Source organism: Klebsiella sp. C239, from assembly GCF_048822715.1.
GTDB lineage: Bacteria > Pseudomonadota > Gammaproteobacteria > Enterobacterales > Enterobacteriaceae > Klebsiella > Klebsiella quasipneumoniae.
Map to the genome: position 1 here is coordinate 104,996 of NZ_JBMEZK010000008.1, position 16,610 is coordinate 121,605.

The window sequence follows — 16,610 nt, forward strand, 5'->3', positions numbered from 1 at the left end:
GACGCCTAATCCAGCACGATTTCCATCCCGTCATAACCCGCTTCGAAACCTTCCGGTAGCGGGTTATCCATCATCCAGACGTCAAACTGATGGCTGATATGGGTGAGGATCACCCGCGGACAGCCTATCGCCTGGTTAAGGGCGCGAACGGTATTGAAATCGTTATGGTTACGCGGGGTCTGCGCCCGCGGCTCATGGCTGCAGTCGATGATCATCGCCTGCGGGCGGTTGCTGAGTAAAAACTTCAGCGTCTTGTCCGGCAGCCCGGCGGTATCCGAGAGCCAGGCTACCCGACTGTGGGCCGACTCCAGCAGATAACCGAAGGTGAGCTTCGAATGGTTGAGCGGCAGGGGCGTTACCCGCAGGCCCTGCAGCTCAAACACCACAAACGGCGTGACGGTATGGCTGAAGTCGAGCAGGCCGGGGTGCTTGAGCAGATCGTCGCAGCCGGCGTCGTCCGGCGGGCCGTAGACCGGGATCGGCGCGCCCACGCCCCAGCGCAGCGGAAACAGCCCCTGCACATGATCCAGGTGATAGTGGGTTAGCAGCACCTGCTGAAAGCTGCCGGCGGGATGATGTTCCATCAGATCCGGTCTGCCGGCGTCCAGCAGCGTCACTGCGCTGTTGAACGTCACCACCCCGCTGCAGGGGCGTCGGCGATGGCTTTCCTCGCGGCGGGCGCGGCGGCAGGCCGCGCAATCGCAGCCAAAGGCCGGCACCAGCTGAGCGCCGCCGGTGCCGGTTAAGCGGAGGGTCAGGCTCATCGTGTCACCTTTGGTTTATACCAGCGGATCCGCTTCGCGCACCGCGTGGCTGCGCAGCAGGCGGAAAAATTCATCGACCGATTGTCGGAGACTGCCGTCGTTATTCAGCGTCAGGCAATCGTCCGGCTTATAGCGCGCGGCGCGGTCCAGACGCTGGGCGATATCCACCGCATTTTCCCGGCCGCGCTGCTCCAGCCGCTGGCGCAGCACCGGCGGCGAGACGGCGAGACAGATCGGCACCAGCACCTCGCCGTAGCGTTCCCGCGCCAGCGCCAGATGGGCGCGGGAGCCATTGGCCACCACGTCGAAGCCGGCGTGCAGCCAGAGGTCGATCTCCACGCCAATGCCATAGTAAGTATGGTTGGCGTGCCAGCTGAGGGCAAAGAGATGCTGCTCGGCGCGGGTAAAAAATTCATGTTCGCTGAGGGCGATATGGTTTTCGTTACCGGCGTTAAAGGGCCGGGTAATGTAACGATGCGCCACCAGCAGCTGCGGGTGCTCGCGCTGGCGCAGCGCCGCCAGCAGGCTGTCTTTACCGGAGCCGGAGGGCCCCACCAGCCAAATCAGTTTCCCCGGCATTAAAAGACCCTCCTTCCCTGGCGCCAGACATGGTCGATGTGGACATGCTCGCCGCGACGGTGCGCCAGCACCAGGTCGGCGCGTTTCCCCTCGGCGATGACGCCGCGATCGTCAAGGCCCAGCGCCTGCGCCGGATGTTTGCTGACCAGACGGATCGCCTGCGCCAGGGTGAAGGCGTTATCCTCGGCGTCGGCGATGCGGAATGCGGCATCCAGCAGGCTGGCGGGGTAGTAGTCGGAAGAGAGAATGTCGAGCAAACCGTGGTTCGCCAGCTGGTGGGCGGCGACGTTGCCGGAGTGGGAACCGCCGCGCACGATATTCGGCGCCCCCATCAGGACGTGCATCCCGTGCTGACGTGAAGCCTGCGCCGCGGCCAGGGTGGTAGGAAACTCGGCGATCACGCTACCCAACTGGTGGGATTCAGCCACATGCGCCTCGGTGGCGTCGTCGTGGCTGGCGAGGGCGATACGGCGGGCGCGGCACATGGCGGCAATGGTCTGGCGATTGGGCTGCGACCAGGTGGCGGCCAGGGCCATCTGCTCGGCTTCAAACCGATCCATCTCGTCATGCGTCAGATGGTACTTTCCCTGATAGTAATCGCGGTACTTGCTGCGATCGGCATACTGGCGCTGGCCCGGGGAGTGATCCATCAGCGAGACCATGCTCACTGACTCGCGGTCAATGAGCTTTTCAAACAGCGGTAGCGTGGTGTGATGCGGCAGCTCGCAGCGCAGGTGCAGGCGGTGCTCGGCGCGGTTAAGACCACGCTTTTGCGTCTCTTCCACCGCATTGACCATCTTCTCCAGATTCTCAAGACGATCGCCGCCATCGCGCACGTCGCCAATCGCCACGGCGTCGAGCACGGTGGTGATGCCGCTGGCGACCATCATTGCATCGTGGCTGCTCATCGCCGAGTGGGCCGGCCAGTCCACCTTCGGTCGCGGGGTAAAGAATTTGTCGAGGTTATCGGTATGCAGTTCGATAAGGCCCGGCAGCAGCCAGCCGCCTTCGCCATCCAGCGCCTGCGGCAGCCGGCTCTGGCTTTCCGCGAAGGCGAGAATGCGACCGCCCTGGACTTCCAGCGAACCGTGTACCACGTCGTCATCGAGAACCAGATTTACGTTATTGATAATCATGCTGTCATTCCCATGGGGTGCAGCCGGTCGGCGACCTGGCGGCGTACCCCTTCGTCATGGAAAATCCCGACGATGGCCGCGCCGCGCGCTTTGGCATCGTGGATCAGGTCGACCACGGCAGCACTGTTTTTGGCATCCAGTGAGGCGGTGGGTTCATCGAGGAGCAGGATCGGATAGTCGACCGCAAAACCGCGGGCGATATTGACCCGCTGCTGTTCGCCGCCGGAAAAGGTCGACGGCGCAAGATGCCACAGACGTTCGGGAACGTTAAGGCGGGTCAGCAGCTGGGCGGCTTTGGCGGCGCTCGCTTCACGCGGCGTCCCGAGGTCGAGCAGCGGCTGCATCACCACCTCCAGCGCCGAAATGCGCGGGATCACCCGCAGAAACTGGCTGACCCAGCCGATGGTGGTTTGACGCACTTCCAGCACCTTGCGCGGTGTGGCAGTGACCAGATCGACCCATTCGTCGCCGTGGCGGATATGAATATGGCCGCTGTCCGGCAGATAGTTGGCGTACAGCGAGCGCAGCAGGGTCGATTTGCCGCTGCCGGAGTGGCCGTGGAGCACCACGCACTCCCCGGCGTTAACGGTCAGCGAGGCGTCGGCCAGCACCGGCAGACGCACGCCGTGCTGCTGGTGCAGAACAAAGGTTTTATGAATGTTTTCAACGCGGATCATGTTAGCCCTCACGGGGTTGAGTTGCCGGGAGGCGCTTCGCTGACCCGGCCTACGAATAACGTATCTGCAGGCCGGGTAAGGCGCCGCCGCCGCCCGGCAAAACAGCGTCAGTTCTGCAATACCGACGACACCAACAGCTGGGTGTAAGGGTGATGCGGATCGTCGAGCACCCGGTCGGTTAAGCCACTCTCCACCACCTGGCCCTGCTTCATCACCAGCAGTCGGTTCGCCAGCAGGCGGGCGACGCCGAGATCGTGGGTGACAATCACTACCGCCAGATTCAGCTCCACCGCCAGGCCGCGCAGCAGGTCAAGCAGCCGCGCCTGCACGGACACATCCAGCCCGCCGGTAGGTTCATCCATAAACACCAGCTTCGGCTGGGTGACGAGATTGCGGGCGATCTGCAGACGCTGCTGCATGCCGCCGGAAAAGGTGGTGGGCAGGTCGTCGATGCGCGAGGGCGGGATCTCCACTTCCTGCAGCCACTTTTCGGCGGTGGCGCGAATGTTGCCGTAGTGGCGGGCGCCGGTGGCCATCAGCCGTTCGCCGATGTTGCCCCCGGCGGAGACCTGGCGACGCAGGCCGTCCATCGGGTGCTGATGCACCACCCCCCATTCGGTGCGCAGCAGGCGGCGGCGTTCGGCTTCGCTCATGGCGTACAGCGAGCGCTGCTGGTACAGCACCTCGCCCCGCTGCGGCGTCAGGCGGGCGGAAATCGCCTTCAGCAGGGTGGTTTTACCGGATCCGGACTCCCCAACGATGCCGAGCACTTCCCCCGGCCACAGTTCGAAGGAGACGTCGCGGAAGCCTTTATCCGGGGCATAGAGATGGGTCAGGTGATTGACGGCAAGTAACGGCTGGCTCATTTTTTCTGCCCCTCGCTCTGCTGGCGGCAATAGTCGGTATCGGAGCAGACAAACATCCGCTGGCCGCTGTCATCCAGCACCACTTCGTCGAGGTAGCTGTGGCGCGAGCCGCAGATGGCGCAAGGCTCATCCCACTCCTGGACGGTAAACGGATGGTCGTCGAAATCGAGACTTTCCACCGGGGTATAGGGCGGCACGGCGTAGATCCGCTTTTCGCGCCCGGCGCCGAACAGCTGCAGCGCCGGCATCATGTGCATTTTCGGGTTATCGAATTTCGGGATCGGCGAGGGGTCCATCACGTAGCGGCCATTGACCTTCACCGGGTAGGCGTAGGTGGTGGCGATATGGCCGAAGCGGGCGATATCTTCATACAGTTTCACCTGCATCACGCCGTACTCTTCCAGGGCGTGCATAGTGCGGGTTTCGGTTTCGCGCGGCTCGATAAAGCGCAGCGGCTCCGGGATCGGCACCTGATAGATCAGGATCTGATCCTCCACCAGCGGCGTCTCCGGGATGCGGTGGCGGGTCTGGATCAGGGTGGCGTCTTCAGTGCGCTCAGTGGTGGCGACGCCGGTCACGCGCTTAAAGAACTGGCGGATCGACACCGCGTTGGTGGTGTCATCGGCGCCCTGGTCAATCACCTTCAGCACGTCGTTCTCGCCGATGACGCTGGCGGTCAGCTGGATGCCGCCAGTGCCCCAGCCGTAGGGCATCGGCATTTCGCGACCGCCGAACGGCACCTGATAGCCGGGAATGGCTACCGCTTTGAGAATAGCCCGGCGGATCATGCGCTTGGTTTGCTCGTCGAGATAAGCAAAGTTATAGCCAGTCAGTGGGTTAGCCACGTTCGTTCTCCCGTTGCAGGCGTTTCAGCAGCGCCAGTTCGGCCTGGAAATCGACATAGTGCGGTAGCTTCAGATGCGAGACGAAGCCGGCGGCTTCAACGTTATCGGCGTGGGCCAGCACAAACTCTTCATCCTGGGCGGGACCGGCAATCTCTTCGTCATAGTCCGCCGCCTGCAGGGCGCGGTCGACGAGGGCCATGGCCATCGCTTTGCGCTCGCTCATGCCGAAGGTCAGACCGTAGCCGCGGGTGAAGTGCGGCGGTTCATCCTGCGGGGCGACGAAGCCGTTGACCATTTCGCATTCGGTCAGCAGCAGCTCGCCAATATTGACGCTAAAGCCCAGCTCTTCCGGGACAATCTCCACCTGCACGTAGCCGCTGCGGATCTCGCCGGCAAACGGATGGTTGCGGCCATAGCCGCGCTGAGTCGAATAGGCCAGCGCCAGCAGGTAGCCTTCATCGCCGCGCATCAGCTGCTGCAGGCGCGAAGAACGCGAGCAGGGGTAGACCGGCGGGGTGCGGGTGATATCGTCGGGCGGTGTGCCGCGATCTTCCTCGGCCTTCGCCAGCCCCTGCTGCGTGAGCAGGCTAAAGACGTGCGGCGTCGGCTGCGTGTCGCACTCGGCTTGCTGCACAGAAGGCGCTTCGCCGTTTGCCAGCAGGGTAAAATCGAGCAGGCGGTGGGTGTAGTCGTAAGTGGGGCCCAGCAGCTGGCCGCCGGGGATATCTTTGTACACTGCCGAGATGCGGCGTTCGAGACGCATTCCGGCGGTGTCGATCGGTTCGCTAATCGCCAGCCGCGGCAGGGTGGTGCGGTAGGCGCGCAGCAGGAAGATCGCTTCGACGTTATCGCCGCTGGCCTGCTTGAGCGCCAGCGCCGCCAGTTCGCGATCGGCGATGCCGCCCTCGGTCATCACCCGGTCCACCGCCAGATTGAGCTGGTCACTTATCTGGTCAACGCTCAGTTCGGGAAGCCGTCCATCGCCCCGTCGTTTCTGTTCCTGTAAGGCGTGAGCGGCGCGGATCGCCTTCTCGCCGCCCTTGACGGCAACGTACATTTAGCAAACCTCCACGTGGGTGGTGCGCGGGATCGCCAGCAGGCGCTCGCCGCAGGTGAGGATCAGGTCAATGCCCAGCGGGAACGGGTGCGGGCGCTCCGTCAGTTCGTCAATGATGCAGTCCGGCAGCTGAGGGGCGATCATTCGCTCTTCGGCAATGCCTGCCCCGGTCAGGCGCAGCATGCGCCCGCCGCTCAGGCTGGCGAGCTGGACGATCAGCGTGACGCCGGTCTCCGGGGCGGTGACGGTGCCCGCGGAGAGGACGTTGAGCTGCTCGGCGCTGATGCCGTCATTGGCGACCGCAAAGACCGCCTGCTGCGGCTGGTCCACCAGCGGCGCGCCGGTATGGAAGCGCAGATTCTGTCCCACCAGATCGTTATGCAGGGCGCTGGCGAGCCAGACCGGCGTTTCGTGATCGGCAAGGGTCAACAGCAGGCTGGTGGAGGCGACGTTCAGCGGCTGCCAGCCGTGCTGCAACTGCTGCAGGGAGACAATCACCCCCGGCTCGCTCATCGCTTTCAGCAGGCGACGAAAACTGTGTTGGGCATCCTGCACAGCCAGGGTAAAAGCGGGTTGTAAGGTCATGCGTTATCTCCGCGAACCAGGGTAAAGAAGTCGACCCGGCTGGCGTTGACTTCGGCGCGTCGGGCTTCAATGCGCGCGCTGCGTAGCGCTTCCAGCGGGGTTATCAGGGTTTCCATTAAATTGTGAAAATGGCGGGGCGACTGCAGCAGGGCGTCGATGGCCGCGCAGCGTTCGGCGTGCGGGCGGTCGCGGCCTAAGATCCAGCTGTAGCCGAGCGTACCATCGGCCAGACGTACCGCCGCCCGGGTGAGCGTGGCGTCGCCGGCGAAGAAACGGTCGCCGATACCGCCCATCCGGGCCTGAAGCTGCACCAGGCCTGTCTCGGGAGAGCGGATCAGCTCATACTCCGGCGCCAGCTGCAGGGCGTGCATGCGTGCCAGAAGATCTTGCGGTTCACTGTGGGCCAGCACGGACATCCAGCGCTGGCGGGTGGCGGTATCGAAGTGCATTCAGTGCTCCATGGTGAATTCAATCATGTCGGCGCGGGTCAGGCTGACGGAGTATTCGGTGACGGCCTGCTCGCCCTGGCGGCTGTTGAGGGTGCGCACGCAGAGCAGCGGCGCCATATTGGGGATCTCCAGCAGCTTGCTCTCTTTCGCCTGCGCGCGACGGGCGCTGATTTTGGTACGCACCCGGGTCAGTTCGACGTCAAGCCGATCGCGGAGCAGGTTGTGCAGCGAGCCGTGGCTGAAGGTCTGCAACACCGGCCAGAAGCGCAGGTCGGCAAAGTAGTGGTCAATCAGGCACAGGGCGACGCCATTGACCCGGCGCAGGGTGCGCAGGTGGATGACATTCTCGCCCTCGCTAATGCCAAAGGCCTCGGCAACGTGCGCGCTGGCGGGGCGCAGTACCGACAGCAGTTTTTCGCTGGTGGGATCGCTGCCTTGTTCCAGCAGGTTCTGGCTGAACCGCGCCTGGGCGTTGAGCGGGTAATCGATCGGCCGCATCAGCACCAGCACGCCGACGCCCTGACGGCGTTGTACCCAGCCGCGCTCAACCAACTGGTCGATAGCCCGACGCAGGGTATGGCGGTTTACGTCGAAGCGCGTCGCCAGCTGCTGCTCGGCGGGCAGATAGTCGCCGCAGCGATAGTGGTGGCGCAGCTCCTGCTCAAGCCGGGCGGCGATTTCCTGATAGCGCGTGGGATAACTGGTCGGATGTCTGGACAGGTGCATGGTCATCAAGCCTCACACAGCATAGGCGAGGAGCCTCCTCGCGTTGTGAGCCGATCCTGACCGGTTTATGTTGCAGTTCTGTTAAGTGATGATGACTAAAGGATGAAGAGTTAATGCCAGACGGATGACAGGGCGGCCAGGCCGCCCTGGCGGGGTCAGCCTTGTTTGACCACGTTGATCATCCATGGGACGCCAAAGCGATCGACGACTTTGCCGAAGCCGTGGGCCCAGAAGGTTTCCTGCCAGGCCATCTCAATGCGCCCGCCGACCGCCAGCGCGTCGAACCAGCGCTGGCCTTCAGCGACATCGTTGGGATCGAGGACGAGGGTGAAGCCGGCGTAATGCACATCGGGCCCGAAGGCGCTGTCGCTTAGCATCAGCTCGCCGTTGCCGATGCGCAGGCTGGCGTGGGCGATGGCGTCATCCGCCATCTTCTGGCCAGACGGGCAGCCGTCAGAGGCTTCCTGCGCCGAAGGCGGCATTTCGCCAAAGGTCATTTTAAACATCAGCTCGGCGCCCAGCGTCTGCTGATAGAAGGCGATCGCCTCGGCGCAGTTGCCCGCAAAGGCAAGGTAGGGACTTAAGGACATGGTGAATACCTCAGTGACCGTAACCCGTAAAGCGTAGTCGCCCACAGCGGGATTGAGCCAGACGGCAGCGCGAAAATGGGGCGGGAATAGTGCTGCAGGCGGCAGCGTAAATAGCGGCGGCTGGCGGGATAAATAACCGGATGCGCAGGGAGGCGAAGGGCAGTGAGGATATCGGGAGCGGCGACGGCGATAGGGGAAAATAATCGCGTCGCCTGCCCGGAAATAAATCAGTTCTTTTTGACGAATTCAGATTTCAGCTTCATCGGGCCAAAACCGTCAATTTTGCAGTCAATATTGTGATCGCCTTCGACCAGACGGATATTCTTCACTTTGGTGCCGATTTTCAGCATCGAAGAGCTGCCTTTAACCTTCAGATCTTTCACTACCGTGACGCTGTCGCCATCGGCCAGTAAATTGCCATTGGCATCTTTAACGATCAGAACGTCGTTTTCTTCCGTGGCTTCGGCAGGGTTCCACTCATGGGCGCATTCCGGGCAGATGTACATGCCGTTGTCTTCATAAGTGTAAGTCGAATCGCATTTTGGGCAGTGTGGCAGTTGCATGACGTTCCTCGTGATGTCGTCGAAAAACAGGACGTTGGTCCTTTAAACAGCGGCTGAGAGCCGAAAGTGGCTATGATTATAGCGCAATCACCCACTTTTGTCGGGTGTTTTTTTGCTAAAAAATAGCCGGGGCGCTATTCCGGGAAGAACCGAATAATTGCTGAAATTAACCGCCGGCGATGGAACAACACCGACGAAATAATTTCCGGGCAAACGGCAGGAAATGAACTTATTTATTTTCTGGGACTCTGTAATTAGGCGGTAAATTTATGTGAAGTTGATCGCAGATATAAACACTGTTAGGGTAAAAAAGGGGAGCAGGTCAATTTCATCAATTATGACGATGAGCCGCTCCATTTATTCACCAGTAGCCACAGCAGGCGTCAACAGGTTCGGTTGTACATTCTGTCAGCAGACAGTGCAGGCAAACCTGCTACGCTTGAAATGAGGAGCACAGCAATTCACCGCTCCTGACGCACGTTGCGAATGGCTTTGCCATTCGGCGAAGAGACGTGCATTCAAGGCGGAGTAGCAGAGGAAAAATATGCTTAAAAGGAAAAAAATAAAGCCCATCACCCTTAAGGATGTGACCATCATCGACGATGGTAAACTGAAAAAGGCGATCACCGCGGCCTCTCTGGGCAACGCGATGGAGTGGTTCGATTTCGGCGTCTACGGCTTTGTGGCCTACGCCTTAGGTAAAGTCTTCTTCCCCGATGCCAACCCAAGCGTGCAGATGATTGCCGCACTCGGTACCTTCTCCGTTCCATTTTTAATTCGTCCGCTGGGCGGCCTGTTCTTCGGGATGCTGGGCGATAAATACGGTCGGCAGAAAATTCTCGCGATAACTATCGTGATCATGTCGATAAGTACTTTCTGTATCGGCCTTATTCCTTCGTATGCCACGATAGGTATCTGGGCGCCGATCCTGCTGCTGCTGTGTAAAATGGCGCAAGGCTTCTCGGTCGGTGGTGAATATACCGGGGCGTCGATCTTCGTCGCGGAATACTCCCCTGACCGTAAACGCGGGTTTATGGGCAGCTGGCTGGACTTTGGCTCCATCGCCGGGTTTGTGATGGGGGCCGGCGTGGTGGTCCTGATCTCCAGCGTGGTGGGGGAACAGAACTTCCTTGAGTGGGGTTGGCGTATCCCGTTCTTCCTGGCGCTGCCGCTAGGCATCATCGGCCTCTATCTGCGCCATGCGCTGGAAGAGACCCCGGCGTTCCAGCAGCATGTGGACACCATGGAGCAGGGCGATCGTGAAGGTCTGCAGGACGGGCCGAAGGTCTCTTTTAAAGAGATTGCCACGAAGCACTGGCGCAGCCTGCTGACCTGTATCGGTCTGGTGATTTCCACCAATGTGACCTACTACATGCTGCTGACCTACATGCCGAGCTACCTGTCGCATAACCTGCACTACTCGGAAGACCATGGGGTGCTGATCATCATCGCTATCATGGTCGGGATGCTGTTTGTACAGCCGGTTATCGGTATGCTTAGCGACCGTTTCGGCCGTCGCCCGTTTATCCTGATTGGTAGCGTGGCGCTGTTTGCCCTGTCGATCCCGGCCTTCATTATGATCAACAGCAACGTGACGAGCCTGATCTTCGCCGGTCTGCTGCTGCTGGCGGTGGTGCTGAACTGCTTTATCGGGGTGATGGCCTCCTCGCTGCCGGCGATGTTCCCGACGCACATCCGCTTCAGCGCCCTGGCCAGCGCCTTTAACATCTCGGTGCTGATTGCCGGTCTGACGCCAACCCTGGCGGCGTGGCTGGTGGAAACCACTCAGAACCTGATGATGCCAGCATACTACCTGATGGTAATCGCGGTGGTGGGTATGGCGACGGGCCTGTCGATGAAAGAGACGGCTAACCGTCCGCTGAAAGGGGCGACCCCGGCGGCGTCGGATATTCAGGAAGCGAAAGAAATCCTTGGCGAGCACTACGATAATATCGAGCAAAAAATCGAAGATATCGATCAGGAGATCGCCGATCTGCAGGCAAAACGGTCGCGTCTGGTGCAGCAGCATCCGCGTATCAACGACTAACTGTTTTCACTGCTAATCATGCCGCCTGGGGAAACCCCGGCGGCATTTTTTATGCCTCCGGCAAGGCCAGACCGTGACGACGCTGTTGGCTAAGTTTACGGTACTGCTGCGGCGGCATCCCCACGTAGCGGGTAAAGGTGCTGTAGAAGCGGCTGCTGGAGCGGAAACCGGCGGTGAGGGCGATATCCAGGATGGTCTTGTCGGTATCGCTCAGCAGCGCCCGCACGTGATTGATGCGCATGGCGGTAATGTACTGCTTCATGGTTTGCTGCATCACTCGCTGGAATACCCCCATCGCATAGTTCGGGTTGAGCTTAACGTGCTCGGCGACGGCATTGACGGTCAGCGCCTGGTCGTAGTGGGCGGCGATAAACTCCAGCATCTGGCTGACATAAAACTGCGCATGGCGCGAGACGCTGTTCTTATGGGTGCGCGAGGTTTTGTTGACCAGAATCGGCTGCCAGCCGGCGAGGCTCAGCCGCTTCAGCATCAGGGCGATTTCATCGATCGCCAGCTGGCGAATCTGTTCATTGTCGTGGTTCAGCTCCTGTTGCCAGCGGCGCACCTCGAAGGCGCTCAGCTGCTGGGCGGCGAGGGATTTAATCACCATCCCGTGAGTGACGTGGTTGATCAGCTCCCGGTCCAGCGGCCATGAGAGAAACAGATGCATCGGCAGGTTAAAGATCGCCATCTGCTGACAATCCCCCGGGCGGGTCAACTGGTGCGGCGTACAGGCCCAGAACAGGGTGATATAGCCTTTCTCTATGCGCACCACTTCGTTATTAATCAAATATTCCACGTCGCCATCGAACGGCACGTTGACCTCCACCTGGCCATGCCAGTGGCTGGTAGGCATGGCGTGCGGCGGGCGCAGCTCGATATCCATACGCTGATACTCAGAGTAGAGCGCCAGCGGGCTGCGGCTCTGCTTTTCATCGCTGCTGCACATAAAGGGATCGGGGGGCAGGGAGGTGAAGCGGTATTCCATCGTTAGCGTATTCCTGAATTGTCAGAGTGGCTGCATTTTTCGCCAGAACTGACGACAGCTTAGCGGAAGAATCGGCCCATTTTCTCTCCTTTTTGCGCAATCTGTTCCCGAAAACTCAGATTTTGTGGCGCTTAATGGCCGATCTGAGCTTTTGGGAATGCTCCGGTGGGAACAGGGCAGCGCAACGCTGAACGGCGTGCCACTCTGCAAGGGTTCAATGACCAGATGGAGAGAGCGTAATGACCGCCCCAAAAATTACCTTTATCGGCGCCGGTTCGACGGTGTTCGTTAAAAATATTCTCGGTGATGTTTTCCAGCGCCCGGCGCTGAAATCGGCGCATGTCGCGCTGATGGATATCGATGACACCCGGCTGGAAGAGTCGCATACCGTGGTGCGCAAGCTGATGGATTCCGTCGGCGCGAAGGGCGAAATCAGCTGCCATCGCGATCGCAAAACCGCCCTGCAGGGCGCCGATTTCGTTGTGGTCGCCTTCCAGATTGGCGGCTATGAGCCCTGTACCGTCACCGATTTTGAGGTCTGTAAACGCCATGGCCTGGAGCAGACCATCGCCGATACGCTGGGTCCGGGGGGCATTATGCGCGCCCTGCGCACCATACCTCACCTGTGGGCTATCTGCGACGACATGACCGAGGTCTGCCCGGACGCCACCCTGCTTAACTACGTCAACCCAATGGCGATGAACACCTGGGCCATGTACGCCCGCTACCCGCATATTAAACAGGTTGGCCTGTGCCACTCGGTGCAGGGAACGGCGGAAGAACTGGCGCGCGATCTTGACCTCAACCCGGCGGATTTACGCTACCGCTGCGCCGGGATTAACCATATGGCGTTCTATCTCTCGCTGGAGAAAAAGCTCGCCGACGGCAGCTATGTCAGCCTCTATCCCGACCTGCTGCAGGCCTACGCCGATGGGCGCGCGCCGAAGCCTAACCTGCACGGCAACCCGCGCTGCGAAAACATCGTCCGCTATGAGATGTTCAAAAAGCTCGGCTACTTTGTGACCGAGTCATCGGAGCATTTTGCCGAATACACGCCATGGTTTATCAAGCCGGGCCGCGAGGACCTTATCGCCCGCTATAAAGTGCCGCTGGATGAATACCCGAAACGCTGCGTCGAGCAACTGGCCAACTGGCATCAGGAGCTGGAGAGCTATCAGCGCGGCGAGCGCATCGAGGTGAAGCCATCCCGTGAGTATGCCAGCACCATCATGAACGCCATCTGGACCGGCGAGCCAAGCGTGGTGTATGGCAACGTACGCAATGACGGCCTTATCGACAACCTGCCGCAGGGCTGCTGCGTGGAAGTGGCTTGCCTGGTGGACGCCAACGGCATTCAGCCGACCAAAGTGGGCGCGCTGCCGGCGCATCTGGCGGCGCTGATGCAGACCAACATCAACGTGCAGACGCTGCTCACGGAAGCGATCCTCACCGAAAATCGCGATTACGTCTATTATGCCACGATGATGGATCCGCACACCGCCGCGGTGCTGGGGATCGAAGAGATCTACGCGCTGGTGGACGATCTGATCGCCAGCCACGGCGACTGGCTGCCGTCCTGGCTGCATCGTTAATCTTCTCATGCCGCCGGGGGCAACGACCCTGGCGGCGTCCTGCATGCTCTATCAAACACTGAAGGAGGCGCTGGCGACAGCGACCTGTACCCTATGAGTATTTCAATGACAACAAAGCTCAGCTACGGATTTGGTGCCTTTGGTAAAGATTTCGCTATCGGTATCGTCTACATGTACCTGATGTATTACTACACCGATATTGTTGGACTGTCGGTTGGGGTGGTCGGCACCTTGTTTCTGGTGGCGCGGATCCTCGATGCGATAGCCGATCCGATCATGGGTTGGATCGTCAACTGTACGCGATCGCGATGGGGGAAATTCAAACCGTGGATCCTGATTGGCACGATAACCAACTCGGTGGTGCTGTATATGCTGTTCAGCGCCCATCACTTCTCCGGCGGGGCGCTGCTGGCATGGGTGTGGCTGACCTACCTGCTGTGGGGGTTCACCTACACCATCATGGATGTGCCGTTCTGGTCGCTGGTGCCGACCATTACCCTTGATAAACGCGAACGTGAACAGCTGGTGCCGTATCCACGCTTTTTCGCCAGCCTGGCGGGATTCGTCACTGCCGGCGTCACGCTGCCGTTTGTCAGCGCCGTGGGCGGCGCCGACCGCGGTTTCGGTTTCCAGATGTTCACCCTGGTGTTGATCGCCTTCTTCGTGGTTTCCACCCTCGTCACGCTGCGTAACGTCCACGAGGTTTACTCCTCGGATAGCGGCGTGAGCGAGGATGCCAGCCATCTCTCACTGCGCCAGATGGTGGCGCTGATCTATAAAAACGATCAGCTGGCCTGCCTGTTGGGCATGGCGCTGGCCTATAACACGGCGGCGAATATTATCGCTGGCTTTGCGATTTACTACTTTACCTACGTGATTGGCAGCGCGGAGATGTTCCCGTATTACATGTCCTACGCCGGCGCGGCGAACCTGCTGACGTTGGTGCTGTTTCCGCGGCTGGTGAAAGGGCTGTCGCGGCGCATTCTGTGGGCGGGCGCTTCGATCATGCCGGTGCTGGGCTGCGGCGTGCTGTTGCTGATGGCGCTGAGCGGGGTCTACAACGTCGCGCTGATTTCGCTGGCCGGCGTGCTGTTGAATATCGGCACCGCGCTGTTCTGGGTGCTGCAGGTTATTATGGTGGCCGATACCGTCGACTACGGCGAATATACGATGAACATCCGCTGCGAAAGTATCGCCTATTCGGTGCAGACGCTGGTGGTGAAAGCGGGCTCGGCGTTCGCGGCCTGGTTTATCGCCATCGTGCTCGGTATCATCGGTTATGTGCCGAATGTGGCCCAGTCGTCCCAGACGCTGCTGGGGATGCAGGCGATTATGATTGCGCTGCCGACGCTCTTTTTTGCCCTGACGCTGTTTCTCTATTTCCGCTATTACAAGCTCAACGGCGATATGCTGCGTCGCATTCAGATTCACCTGCTGGATAAATATCGTCGGGTACCGGAAAATGTGGCTGAGCCGGAACGGCCCATTGTGGTACCCAACCAGGTGTAAAAAGCGTTCGAAAACAGCTGACGAAAGAGGGGAGGGATACTCTCTTTTTTGGACAAAAATGAGCGTTGAAAGCGGATGAAAAGAGAAAACGTATTTCTCTAATTTGTCTCAAAATGTTCTCTATCTAGGTTCATGAAGTTGTTATTTGCTCCAATTGTTCTCAATTAAAACTCGGAATTGTCTCTTTTTCGTGCTCTTGCGCTGCTTTTTAACTCTTGCTACTCTTTTGGGTGTTACATTTTTCTCTTATTTGTCTCAGTGATGGAGCAATGCGATGCGCATTTTTATCGATGATGGTTCAACCAATATCAAAATGCTGTGGGAGCAAGATGGCGAAACTTTCACCCATATCAGCCCCAATAGTTTTAAACGCGGCTGGTCTGCCACCTTCGGTTCCGGGAAGCCCTTTAACTACACCGTGGATGATGAAAAGTACTCATTCGACCTGATCACTCCCGATGCGCTCCCGACCAATAATATTGACTGGCAGTACAGCCCGTTGAACTCCATCGCTGTCCATCACGCGCTGCTGACCAGCGGTCTTGAGCCACAGGACGTTGAAATAGTTGTGACGCTGCCGCTGACTGAATTTTATGACGAGGATGCGCAATATCGCCTCGACAACATTGAGCGTAAGAAAAAGAGCCTGCTGCGCGAAGTTAAGCTGAATAAAGGCGTGGTGTTCAACATCACCAAAGTCACCGTGCGCCCGGAATCGATTCCGGCGGGCATTAGCCTGTGCGATGAACTCAAGCCCTCCCATTCGGTGTTGATTATCGACCTCGGCGGCACCACGCTCGATATCTCGATGGTCGCCGGGCAGATGACCTCGGTTTCGCGCATTTACGGCGACCCGAAGCTGGGCGTATCGCTGGTGACCGACGCCGTTAAGCTGGCGCTGGCGCGGGCGAATACCGATACCTCAAGCTATAACGTCGACCAGATCATTATCAATCGCCATGACGAAGCGTACCTGACCGATAACATCAACGATCCGGATGCGGTTTCTGAGGTGAAAAAGGTGATCACTAACAGCATCGAACGTCTGACCACCCGCGTCCTGACGGCTATCGATAGCTTTAAAGGCTACTCGCATGCCATCGTGATTGGCGGCGGCGCGCCGCTGGTTGCCGATGCCATTCGTGAACGTATGGGCCTGCGTGAGGACCGTTTCGTGGTGGCTGAAGAGCCGCAGTTCGCCCTGGTGCGTGGTCTGAAAATTATTGGCTAAGGAGCGTCTATGACTCTGGAACGCAGAAAAGTGCTGATTTACCTGCGCCCGGATATCAGCGCCAGCGAGCGCTTCGCGGACGCAAAAATTGAGGCCCACCATCGCGGCGACCGTGGCGATATGTCGCGCACGGCGCTGCTGGCGGGGCTGGCGTTAGGGGAAGTCGATAGCCGCTTGCCGTCGATGCTGGCGGCGTTGCTGGCGGAAGACACTAAACCGGAAACGCTGCGCAAGATGCTGGCCTCGTTCCTTGAGATCCAGCCGGCCTCTTCCGCCCCGACAGCCGCGCCAGCGGCCGCCCCGGCTAAGGCGCCGGAGCCGCCCGCGCCGGTCAGCGAGAGCGTTTCGGCGCGCAACCTCGCCGGTTCGCTGCCGGACTAAGCGCTATTCGCGGTTTGCGCTATCC

At 59.8% G+C, this 16,610-nt stretch carries 18 protein-coding genes; 5 read left to right on the forward strand and 13 right to left on the reverse strand.

Features of this window, described 5'->3' with window-relative positions:
- Positions 1-5: 5 nt before the first annotated feature.
- The 12 genes from phnP to ACOI6Z_RS20330 all read right to left on the reverse strand — a co-directional run bounded on the left by phnP (position 6) and on the right by ACOI6Z_RS20330 (position 8,837).
- Complete coding sequence (phnP, locus tag ACOI6Z_RS20275; protein WP_004206367.1) at positions 6-764, reverse strand: phosphonate metabolism protein PhnP; 759 nt, start codon at positions 762-764, stop codon at positions 6-8.
- Between the two features lie 15 nt (positions 765-779).
- The gene (phnN, locus tag ACOI6Z_RS20280) at positions 780-1,343 is read right to left on the reverse strand and encodes a ribose 1,5-bisphosphokinase (protein WP_004206368.1); all 564 of its coding nucleotides are present in this window, start codon (positions 1,341-1,343) and stop codon (positions 780-782) included.
- A complete protein-coding gene (phnM, locus tag ACOI6Z_RS20285; RefSeq protein WP_044525153.1) occupies positions 1,343-2,479 on the reverse strand; it encodes an alpha-D-ribose 1-methylphosphonate 5-triphosphate diphosphatase in 1,137 nt (378 codons plus the stop codon). Before phnM ends, phnN begins: the two co-directional genes overlap by 1 nt.
- Positions 2,476-3,156: a phosphonate C-P lyase system protein PhnL gene (gene phnL / locus ACOI6Z_RS20290; protein ID WP_023291665.1), complete on the reverse strand. Its 681-nt coding sequence runs from the start codon at positions 3,154-3,156 to the stop codon at positions 2,476-2,478. The genes phnM and phnL overlap by 4 nt, the downstream gene beginning before the upstream one ends.
- A gap of 107 nt (positions 3,157-3,263) precedes the next feature.
- On the reverse strand, positions 3,264-4,022 hold the full coding sequence (gene phnK, locus ACOI6Z_RS20295; RefSeq protein WP_023291666.1) for a phosphonate C-P lyase system protein PhnK: 759 nt from the start codon (positions 4,020-4,022) through the stop codon (positions 3,264-3,266).
- Entirely contained in the window at positions 4,019-4,867 is an 849-nt protein-coding gene (locus tag ACOI6Z_RS20300; protein ID WP_002885202.1) for an alpha-D-ribose 1-methylphosphonate 5-phosphate C-P-lyase PhnJ, read from the reverse strand. Before ACOI6Z_RS20300 ends, phnK begins: the two co-directional genes overlap by 4 nt.
- Entirely contained in the window at positions 4,860-5,924 is a 1,065-nt protein-coding gene (locus ACOI6Z_RS20305) for a carbon-phosphorus lyase complex subunit PhnI (protein WP_050533647.1), read from the reverse strand. The genes ACOI6Z_RS20300 and ACOI6Z_RS20305 overlap by 8 nt, the downstream gene beginning before the upstream one ends.
- On the reverse strand, positions 5,925-6,509 hold the full coding sequence (gene phnH, locus ACOI6Z_RS20310) for a phosphonate C-P lyase system protein PhnH (protein ID WP_008807244.1): 585 nt from the start codon (positions 6,507-6,509) through the stop codon (positions 5,925-5,927).
- Entirely contained in the window at positions 6,506-6,958 is a 453-nt protein-coding gene (gene phnG, locus ACOI6Z_RS20315) for a phosphonate C-P lyase system protein PhnG (protein WP_032454588.1), read from the reverse strand. Before phnG ends, phnH begins: the two co-directional genes overlap by 4 nt.
- Positions 6,959-7,684 carry a phosphonate metabolism transcriptional regulator PhnF gene (phnF, locus tag ACOI6Z_RS20320; protein ID WP_023291670.1) on the reverse strand — a complete coding sequence of 242 codons (726 nt, stop codon included), beginning with the start codon at positions 7,682-7,684 and terminating at the stop codon, positions 6,959-6,961.
- 155 nt (positions 7,685-7,839) lie between these two features.
- Positions 7,840-8,274: a VOC family metalloprotein YjdN gene (yjdN, locus tag ACOI6Z_RS20325; protein WP_023291671.1), complete on the reverse strand. Its 435-nt coding sequence runs from the start codon at positions 8,272-8,274 to the stop codon at positions 7,840-7,842.
- A gap of 227 nt (positions 8,275-8,501) precedes the next feature.
- Positions 8,502-8,837, reverse strand: a complete 336-nt coding sequence (locus tag ACOI6Z_RS20330; RefSeq protein ID WP_023291672.1) for a zinc ribbon domain-containing protein YjdM — start codon at positions 8,835-8,837, stop codon at positions 8,502-8,504.
- 544 nt (positions 8,838-9,381) lie between these two features.
- Between ACOI6Z_RS20330 and proP the strand changes: the two genes are divergently transcribed.
- Positions 9,382-10,884, forward strand: coding sequence for a glycine betaine/L-proline transporter ProP (proP, locus tag ACOI6Z_RS20335; protein ID WP_023291673.1), 1,503 nt, complete (start codon positions 9,382-9,384; stop codon positions 10,882-10,884).
- A 49-nt stretch (positions 10,885-10,933) separates the two neighbouring features.
- On the opposite strand, the gene melR is transcribed toward proP, so the two are convergent.
- Positions 10,934-11,872, reverse strand: a complete 939-nt coding sequence (gene melR, locus ACOI6Z_RS20340) for a transcriptional regulator MelR (RefSeq protein ID WP_004206385.1) — start codon at positions 11,870-11,872, stop codon at positions 10,934-10,936.
- A 239-nt stretch (positions 11,873-12,111) separates the two neighbouring features.
- Here melR and ACOI6Z_RS20345 point away from each other — a divergent pair, with 239 nt between their 5' ends.
- From ACOI6Z_RS20345 to ACOI6Z_RS20360, 4 genes are all read left to right on the forward strand, one after another.
- On the forward strand, positions 12,112-13,464 hold the full coding sequence (locus tag ACOI6Z_RS20345; RefSeq protein ID WP_023291675.1) for an alpha-glucosidase/alpha-galactosidase: 1,353 nt from the start codon (positions 12,112-12,114) through the stop codon (positions 13,462-13,464).
- Positions 13,465-13,557: 93 nt separating this feature from the next.
- Entirely contained in the window at positions 13,558-14,973 is a 1,416-nt protein-coding gene (gene melB, locus ACOI6Z_RS20350; protein ID WP_044525156.1) for a melibiose:sodium transporter MelB, read from the forward strand.
- Between the two features lie 274 nt (positions 14,974-15,247).
- Positions 15,248-16,204: a plasmid segregation protein ParM domain-containing protein gene (gene parM, locus ACOI6Z_RS20355; RefSeq protein ID WP_032454592.1), complete on the forward strand. Its 957-nt coding sequence runs from the start codon at positions 15,248-15,250 to the stop codon at positions 16,202-16,204.
- A gap of 9 nt (positions 16,205-16,213) precedes the next feature.
- Positions 16,214-16,585: a plasmid partitioning/stability family protein gene (locus ACOI6Z_RS20360; RefSeq protein WP_017900087.1), complete on the forward strand. Its 372-nt coding sequence runs from the start codon at positions 16,214-16,216 to the stop codon at positions 16,583-16,585.
- Positions 16,586-16,610 lie beyond the last annotated feature (25 nt).

Coding starts and splice junctions, on each gene's coding strand:
- phnP (WP_004206367.1), bottom strand. CDS start 764: ATGAGCCTGACCCTCCGCTTAACCGGCACCGGCGGCGCTCAGCTGGTG.
- phnN (WP_004206368.1), bottom strand. CDS start 1,343: ATGCCGGGGAAACTGATTTGGCTGGTGGGGCCCTCCGGCTCCGGTAAA.
- phnM (WP_044525153.1), bottom strand. CDS start 2,479: ATGATTATCAATAACGTAAATCTGGTTCTCGATGACGACGTGGTACAC.
- phnL (WP_023291665.1), bottom strand. CDS start 3,156: ATGATCCGCGTTGAAAACATTCATAAAACCTTTGTTCTGCACCAGCAG.
- phnK (WP_023291666.1), bottom strand. CDS start 4,022: ATGAGCCAGCCGTTACTTGCCGTCAATCACCTGACCCATCTCTATGCC.
- ACOI6Z_RS20305 (WP_050533647.1), bottom strand. CDS start 5,924: ATGTACGTTGCCGTCAAGGGCGGCGAGAAGGCGATCCGCGCCGCTCAC.
- phnH (WP_008807244.1), bottom strand. CDS start 6,509: ATGACCTTACAACCCGCTTTTACCCTGGCTGTGCAGGATGCCCAACAC.
- phnG (WP_032454588.1), bottom strand. CDS start 6,958: ATGCACTTCGATACCGCCACCCGCCAGCGCTGGATGTCCGTGCTGGCC.
- phnF (WP_023291670.1), bottom strand. CDS start 7,684: ATGCACCTGTCCAGACATCCGACCAGTTATCCCACGCGCTATCAGGAA.
- yjdN (WP_023291671.1), bottom strand. CDS start 8,274: ATGTCCTTAAGTCCCTACCTTGCCTTTGCGGGCAACTGCGCCGAGGCG.
- ACOI6Z_RS20330 (WP_023291672.1), bottom strand. CDS start 8,837: ATGCAACTGCCACACTGCCCAAAATGCGATTCGACTTACACTTATGAA.
- proP (WP_023291673.1), top strand. CDS start 9,382: ATGCTTAAAAGGAAAAAAATAAAGCCCATCACCCTTAAGGATGTGACC.
- melR (WP_004206385.1), bottom strand. CDS start 11,872: ATGGAATACCGCTTCACCTCCCTGCCCCCCGATCCCTTTATGTGCAGC.
- ACOI6Z_RS20345 (WP_023291675.1), top strand. CDS start 12,112: ATGACCGCCCCAAAAATTACCTTTATCGGCGCCGGTTCGACGGTGTTC.
- melB (WP_044525156.1), top strand. CDS start 13,558: ATGAGTATTTCAATGACAACAAAGCTCAGCTACGGATTTGGTGCCTTT.
- parM (WP_032454592.1), top strand. CDS start 15,248: ATGCGCATTTTTATCGATGATGGTTCAACCAATATCAAAATGCTGTGG.
- ACOI6Z_RS20360 (WP_017900087.1), top strand. CDS start 16,214: ATGACTCTGGAACGCAGAAAAGTGCTGATTTACCTGCGCCCGGATATC.